General features: G+C 68.0%; 4 protein-coding genes. 3 read left to right on the top strand and 1 reads right to left on the bottom strand.

What is annotated here, in order from left to right:
- From HW466_RS13680 to HW466_RS13670, 3 genes are all read left to right on the top strand, one after another.
- Positions 1-4,404 (top strand): beta strand repeat-containing protein (locus HW466_RS13680; protein WP_244138229.1); only part of this gene is annotated, 4,404 nt, incomplete at its 5' end.
- A gap of 108 nt (positions 4,405-4,512) precedes the next feature.
- Positions 4,513-5,229 carry an OmpA family protein gene (locus HW466_RS13675; RefSeq protein WP_060272743.1) on the top strand — a complete coding sequence of 239 codons (717 nt, stop codon included), beginning with the start codon at positions 4,513-4,515 and terminating at the stop codon, positions 5,227-5,229.
- A 315-nt stretch (positions 5,230-5,544) separates the two neighbouring features.
- Positions 5,545-6,279 carry a response regulator gene (locus HW466_RS13670; RefSeq protein WP_060347681.1) on the top strand — a complete coding sequence of 245 codons (735 nt, stop codon included), beginning with the start codon at positions 5,545-5,547 and terminating at the stop codon, positions 6,277-6,279.
- 109 nt (positions 6,280-6,388) lie between these two features.
- Here the strand turns inward: HW466_RS13670 and HW466_RS13665 are convergent, their stop codons facing one another.
- Positions 6,389-7,075, bottom strand: coding sequence for a response regulator (locus HW466_RS13665; protein ID WP_060347682.1), 687 nt, complete (start codon positions 7,073-7,075; stop codon positions 6,389-6,391).
- Positions 7,076-7,257 lie beyond the last annotated feature (182 nt).

Raw genomic sequence — 7,257 nt, 5'->3', positions numbered from 1 at the left:
CCGACCTACACGATCGGCGGCACGGACCTGCACAACGTGGGCGACGCGCTGACGAACCTGGATGGTCGTACGCAAGCGAACTCGGACGGTCTTTCGGACCTGCGCGACAAGCTGTCGGACGGCGGTGTGATCGATCCGACGACGGGCGAATCGCTGGCGGTGACGTACACGGACGCGAACAAGACGGCCGTGCAGCTGGGCAACGCCGGCACGCCGGTGACACTCCAGAACGTTGCGCCGGGCGCGCTGTCGGCGACCAGCACGGACGCGGTGAACGGTTCGCAACTGTTCGCGACGAACCAGTCGATCGGCGACCTGAAAGACTCGCTGTCGCAAGGCGGCGTGATCGATCCGACGACGGGCGAATCGTTGGCAGTGACGTACACGAACGCAGGCAAGACGGCGGTGCAGCTGGGCAACGCCGGCACGCCGGTGCGCGTGTCGAACGTGGCGGACGCTGTTGCGGACAACGACGCGGTGAACCTGAAGCAGCTTCGCGATTCGGGCCTGATTGGCGAGGATCCGAACACGGGCGATCTGACGTCGCTGGCCGTGACGTACGACGACGCGACGAAGGCAGGCATCACGCTGGGTAACGCGGGCACGCCGGTGTCGATCCACAACGTGGCAGCGGGTGCTGTTTCGGCGACGAGCGCGGACGCGATCAACGGTTCGCAACTGTTCGGCACGGCACAAAGCGTGGCGGGCGCGCTGGGCGGCGGTGCGGCGGTGGGTGCGGACGGCACGATCACGGCACCGACCTACACGATCGGCGGCACGGACCTGCACAACGTGGGCGACGCGCTGACGAACCTGGATGGTCGTACGCAAGCGAACTCGGACGGTCTTTCGGACCTGCGCGACAAGCTGTCGGACGGCGGCGTGATCGATCCGACGACGGGCGAATCGCTGGCAGTGACGTACACGGACGCGAACAAGACGGCGGTGCAACTGGGTAACACCGGTACGCCGGTGACGGTCCAGAACGTTGCAGCAGGCGCACTGTCGGCGACGAGCACGGACGCGGTGAACGGTTCGCAGCTGTTCGCGACGAACACGCGCGTCGGTTCGCTGGAAGACACGCTGTCGAACAGCGGCTTGATCGACCCGACAACGGGCGAATCGTTGGCAGTGACGTACACGGACGCGAACAAGACGGCAGTGCAGTTGGGTAACGCCGGCACGCCGGTGACGCTCCAGAACGTTGCGCCGGGTGCACTGTCGGCGACCAGCACGGACGCGGTGAACGGTTCGCAACTGTTCGCGACGAACCAGTCGATCGGCGACCTGAAGGACTCGCTGTCGCAAGGCGGCGTGATCGATCCGACGACGGGTGAATCGCTGGCGGTGACGTACACGAACGCAGGCAAGACGGCGGTGCAGCTGGGCAACGCCGGCACGCCGGTGCGCGTATCCAACGTGGCTGCGGGTACGGCGGGTACCGACGCGGTGAACGTGAGCCAGCTCACGAGCGGCCTGTCCGATCTCCGCGACGACCTGACCAACGGCGCGATCGACCTGCGCTACATCAAGGTCAACGCAACGGGTACCGCCGCGCTGGCAACGGGTGCGCAAGGCGTGGCAATCGGCTCGGGCGCATCGTCGTCGGGTCCGAACTCGCTGGCGCTCGGCTCCGGCGCGCGCTCCAGCGCGAACGGCGCGGTGGCGATCGGTTTCAACTCGGTCGCGAACCAGGCCAACACCGTGTCGGTGGGCAGCATCGGCAACGAGCGCAAGATCGTCAACGTCGCGGCGGGTGACCTGAGCGCGGGCAGCACCGACGCGATCAACGGTTCGCAGCTCTACTCGGCGTTGAACGGCCTGACGACCACGCTGAAATCGGAAACCGACCAGAAGATCGCCGAACTGAGCGCGAAGTCCATCGGCGTCAACGATGCGACCGATCCGCTCGTCGCGATCGACGGCCAGCGTATCGACAACTACGCTTCGCTCAACGGCGGTGATCCGGCGAGCGCATCGGCGATCGCCGTCGGCGTGGCCTCCGTCGCGAGCGGCAGCAATACGACCGCGATCGGCCTGCAGGCACTCGCCGGTTCCGACAACTCGGTGGCGATCGGCAGCTTCGCGCAGACCGGCAACGGTCAGCCGTATGCGGTGGCGATGGGCTCCGACGCGCAGACGAACGGCGCGGAAGCGGTGGCGCTCGGCGCGCACGTCCAGGCAAACGCGGACAACGCGCTCGCGGTCGGCAGCAACTCGAATGCGATCGGCAAGAGCTCGATCGCGCTCGGCAACGGCGCGCAGGCGCTCGCCGGAACGACGAACGCGATTGCAGCAGGCACGGGTGCGACCGTTGCGCTCAACGTCGCCGACGCGATTGCGCTTGGCGCAAACGCATCGGTCGCGGCCGGCGCGAACGGCGGTATCGCACTCGGCGCGGGCTCGGTCGCGAACCGCGGCAACGCACTGTCGATCGGCAGTGCAGGCGCGGAGCGTCAGATCATCAACGTCGCGGCCGGTACGCAGAAGACCGATGCCGTCAACGTCGGCCAGCTCGCGGGTGTGACCGGCGCGCTCGGCGGCGGTGCGGCGGTTGGCGCGGACGGCAGCATCGTCCAGCCGACGTACACGGTCAACGGCAAGGACTACACGAACGTGGCCGATGCGATCGACGCGGCAGCGGCGAGCGGCGGCGCACCGGTGGAAGGTGCGGTGACCTACGACGACGCGACGACGAAGTCGAGCCTCACGCTGGCCGGCGTGGACGGCACCACGATCTCGAACGTGAAGGCGGGTGCGGTGAGCGCGACGAGCATGGACGCGATCAACGGTTCGCAACTGTTCGGCACGGCGCAGAGCGTGGCCGGCGCGCTGGGCGGCGGCTCGACGGTGAATCCGGACGGCACGGTCACGGCTCCGACTTACACAGTCGGCGGCACGAACGTGCATACCGTCGGCGATGCGCTGACGAACCTGGACGGCCGCACGCAAGCCAACGCGGATGGCCTGTCGAACCTTCGCGACAAGCTGTCCGATGGCGGCGTGTTCGATCCGGCGACGGGCGAATCGCTGGCGCTGACGTACACGGACGGCACCAGGACCGCTGTGAAGCTGGGCAACGACGGCACGCCGGTACGTGTGTCGAACGTGGCGGACGGCGTGGACGACCATGACGCGGTGAACGTGTCGCAGCTGAAGTCGACCGGCCTCGTCGGCGACGACGGCAACGGCAACCTGACGTCGCTGGCGGTCGGCTACGACGATGCGCAGAAGGGTTCGATCACGCTGGGCGGTGCGAACGGCACGACGATCACGAACGTGGCGGCAGGCGCGGTGAGCGCGGCGAGCACGGACGCGATCAACGGCTCGCAGCTGTACGGCTCGGCGCAGAGCGTGGCGGACGCGATCGGCGGCGGCACGACGGTCGACGCGGACGGCAAGCTGGCGGGCACGGCGATCGAGGTGAACGGTTACAAGTACAAGACCGTTTCCGAGGCTGTCCAGGCCGCGGCTGCGTATGGCGCGACCGATCCGCAAGCGGTGCGTTACGACCTGAACGGCGACGGCACGGTGAACTATGGCTCCGTGACCCTTGGCGGCTCGGCGGCGGCGCCGGTGGTGCTGACGAACGTCGCGAACGGCACGAGCACGTACGACGCCGTGAACTACGGGCAGTTGTCCGACCTGCGTACCGAACTGAGCGATCGTATCGGCAGCATGGACGATCGCGTCGTTCGGCTCGAACAGGGCAGCGGCTCGGGCGGTGGTTCGGGTGGCGGCGACCTCATCGGCGGCACGGCCGGCGATGGCGGCAACATCGTGCCGGCTGACCCGGGCAACGGCAACGGCAACGTGGCCATCGGTTCGGGTTCGTCGATCAGCGACGGTGTGAACAACGGCACGGCGATCGGGTCGAGTTCGAACGTCGGCGGCTCGAACGGCACCGCGATCGGTTCCGGTTCGAGCGCGGGCGGCGAAGGCAGCACGGCGATCGGCCAGGGGTCGAGCGTCGCGGCCGGCGCGGGCAACTCGGTCGCGATCGGCCAGGGCTCGGTGGCCACGGAAGCCAACACGGTCTCGTTCGGCAACGGCACCGACGACGGCAACCGTCGAATCGTCAACATCGCGGACGGTATCAACGCGAGCGATGCGGCGACGAAGGGTCAGCTCGACCGCGCAGTGGGCGGTCTGCAAGGGCAGATCAACGACGTGTCGAAGAACGCGTACTCGGGTATCGCGGCAGCCACCGCGCTGACGATGATCCCGGGCGTGGATCCGGGCAAGACGTTGTCGTTCGGTGTCGGCGGCGCGACCTACAAGGGCTATCAGGCAGTGGCGTTCGGCGGCGAAGCCCGCATCACGCAGAACCTGAAGATGAAGGCCGGCGTGGGTCTGTCGAGCGGCGGCAATACCGTCGGCGTGGGTGCGTCGTACCAGTGGTAATCGCATAGGGCGGGGCGGCTCGCGCCGCTTCGCCCATGCACCACCGCGTCACGCATTCCGTTCATTCCAATTCAAATCAGGCGTCCGCCTTCGGGCGGACGTTTCATCATGACCATGAAAACTCTGTTGTTGCGCGCCGCATCGGTCGGCGCGATCGCGATGGCGCTCGGCGCCTGTACGACCCAGTCCGGGCCGACCTACGACATTCGTGCGGTATCGATGCCGGGCAAACCGGACAACGTGTTCCGCGTGAGCTGCGACGGGCTGCTCGGCAGCGCCAACTCCTGCGCCCGCGCGGCGGAGGAATTCTGCCAGGGCAAGGGTTTCACGCCGCTCGAGATGATCGACCGCGTGTACAGCCGTGCGCCGATGAAGGACCCGCGCGAGATCACGTTCATGTGCGGCAAGCCGCAGCCGGTCGCGCAGCCCGCGCCGCAGGCCCAGCCTCAACCGCAACCCGCGCCGCAGCCGGTGCAGCAGCGCCAGGTGCTGCTGCAGGGCGACGCGAACTTCGCGACCGACAGCGCGGTGCTGACGCCGCAGGCCCGCAACGACCTCGACCGCTTCCTCGCGGTCAATCGCGGCGTGCCGTTCGCGCGCGTCGCCGTGACCGGCTTCACCGATTCGACGGGTAGCGCGGCCCACAACCGCACGCTGTCGGAAGCACGTGCGCGCACCGTGGTGAACTACCTGCGCATGAACGGGCTGCAGGCGCGTTCGTTCGTGGCAGAAGGCCTCGGCGCATCGGACCCGGTCGCATCGAATGCGACCGAAGAAGGCCGCGCGCAGAACCGCCGCGTCGAGATTCGCCTCGACATGCAGTAACGCATCGCGGGTGCCGGACAGCCGGCGCCCGTCATGCCGGCGCCGGCCATGAACCGGTGCACGGAACGCACGTGGCCGGATCGTCGCGTGCAGCTTCCTCCGGCAGGCTTCAGGCCGCCCGCTCCACAAGAGCCGGCGGCCTGTTTCTTTTTGGGGACACGCCGGCGCGGCGGTGGCCCGCCCGCGATCCGTGGATCACGCCCCGGTTTCGTGCGAAGATAGCGCCGAATCAGCATCCGGCCACGCGCAGCCGCGCCGGTGCCGGCAACCGGGCGGCCGTTCGCCGCCTCGACAGCGGTGAACCCCCGGACGACTATGGGAAGCTATCAGATACGCGTGGTACTGGCCGACGATCACCCTGCGATGCTCGTCGGCGTCGAGCATGGCCTGTCGTCGGTGCCGACGATCCATCTCGCGGGCAAGGCCGGCAATTCGACCGAGCTGATCCGCCTGCTCGACGAAGGCGCGTGCGACGTGCTCGTGTCCGATTACGCGATGCCCGCCAACGAGCACGGTGACGGCATCGCGCTCTTTTCCTACCTGCAGCGCCATTATCCGGACGTCAAGCTGGTCGTGCTGACCATGCTCGACAATGCGGCCGTCGTCGGCGCGCTGGTGCGCCTCGGCGTGGGCTGCATCGTCAGCAAATCCGATACGGTCGACCATCTGATTCCCGCGATTCACGCGGCCGCGACGGGCGGCACCTACCATTCGCCGTCGGTCGACAAGGTCGTGCGCACGCTGTCCGCGCATTCGAGCGCGCGCTTCGTCGATCAGGCGCCCGCGCTGAGCACGCGCGAGATCGAGGTCGTGCGGCTGTATGCGACGGGCATGACGATCAACGAGATCGCGGACAAGCTGAGCCGCAGCAAGAAGACGATCAGCACGCAGAAGTCGCGCGCGATGCAGAAGCTCGGGATCGAAAAGGACATCGACCTGCTGCGCTACGCGATCGAGAACGGCATCGTGGCCGCGTCGGGTAGCGAGGGGAAAGGCGGGGAAGAGGCGGGCGGGGAAGCAACCGGCGGGAATCCGGGCGCCGGCGCGTGAGCGTCGGCGGCGCGTGCACGAGGCCGCGCGGCCAGCCGGCGCCGCTGCCGGCGGTCAGCGCGGCGTTCGGCGGCCGGTAGCAGGCGGGCCGGCGCGGGATGCGGCGCCGTCAGGAGGCCGGGTCGATCGGCGTCGCCGCGTTGCCCGGATCGGCGACCAGGCCACATGCGATCGCATAGCGGACCACGTCGACGTCGCGCTCGAGGCCGAGTTTCTGCATCGCCGAGCTTTTCTGCGTGCTGATCGTCTTCTTGCTGCGGTTCAGCCTGTCCGCGATCTCGTTCACCGACAGCCCCGAGGCGAACAGCCGCACGACTTCCGCCTCGCGCACCGACAGCGTGGGCGTCTTGTCGCCGCCTGCGCCAAGCTGGCGCAGCGCGCGATCCATCGACGGCGACAGATACCGGCCATCCGTATAGGCGGCGTGAATGGCCATCGTCAGATGGTTCGTCATGTCCGACTTGCTGACGAGGCAATGGATCCCGAGATCGATGAGCGCGCGCAGCGCGACCGCGTTCTCCAGCATCGTCATCACGACGATCTTCAGGTTCGGGTGGCGCTTCAGGATCGCGCTGAACAGCGTGATCCCGTCGCCGTATTCGTTGCCGGGCATCGCGTAGTCCGACACGAGCACGTCGCACGGATGGGCGGCGAGCGCCTCCATCAGCGCCGTCGAATTGTGCGCGGTCGTGACGACCGCCACGGTGCTCGACGCCGACAGTTCGTATTGCGCGCCGACGACGACGGCCGGATGGTCGTCGGCAATGATCACGCGTATGGGGAAGCTCTTCATCATGTTGGTCTCGATTGTCGCGCCGCACCATGCGAGCGCGTTTCGTCGTTCTGCATCAATGCTTGCCGGGCGTCGGCGTGAGAGCGCGATCGCAGCCGGCCTCGCGGCCGCGCGACGACACCCTCGCACCGACGGCCGATGGCGGCTCGCAACGAACCGCCATCGGCCGTCGGGCGAAAAGAGCG

The sequence above is a fragment of the Burkholderia territorii genome, from assembly GCF_902833055.1.
Classification (GTDB): Bacteria; Pseudomonadota; Gammaproteobacteria; order Burkholderiales; family Burkholderiaceae; genus Burkholderia; species Burkholderia territorii.
This window is presented reverse-complemented; position numbering and strand designations above follow the sequence as displayed.

Bases quoted from the DNA above. Each gene is read 5' to 3' on its own strand.
- HW466_RS13665 (WP_060347682.1), bottom strand. From the start codon at position 7,075: ATGATGAAGAGCTTCCCCATACGCGTGATCATTGCCGACGACCATCCG.
- HW466_RS13670 (WP_060347681.1), top strand. From the start codon at position 5,545: ATGGGAAGCTATCAGATACGCGTGGTACTGGCCGACGATCACCCTGCG.
- HW466_RS13675 (WP_060272743.1), top strand. From the start codon at position 4,513: ATGACCATGAAAACTCTGTTGTTGCGCGCCGCATCGGTCGGCGCGATC.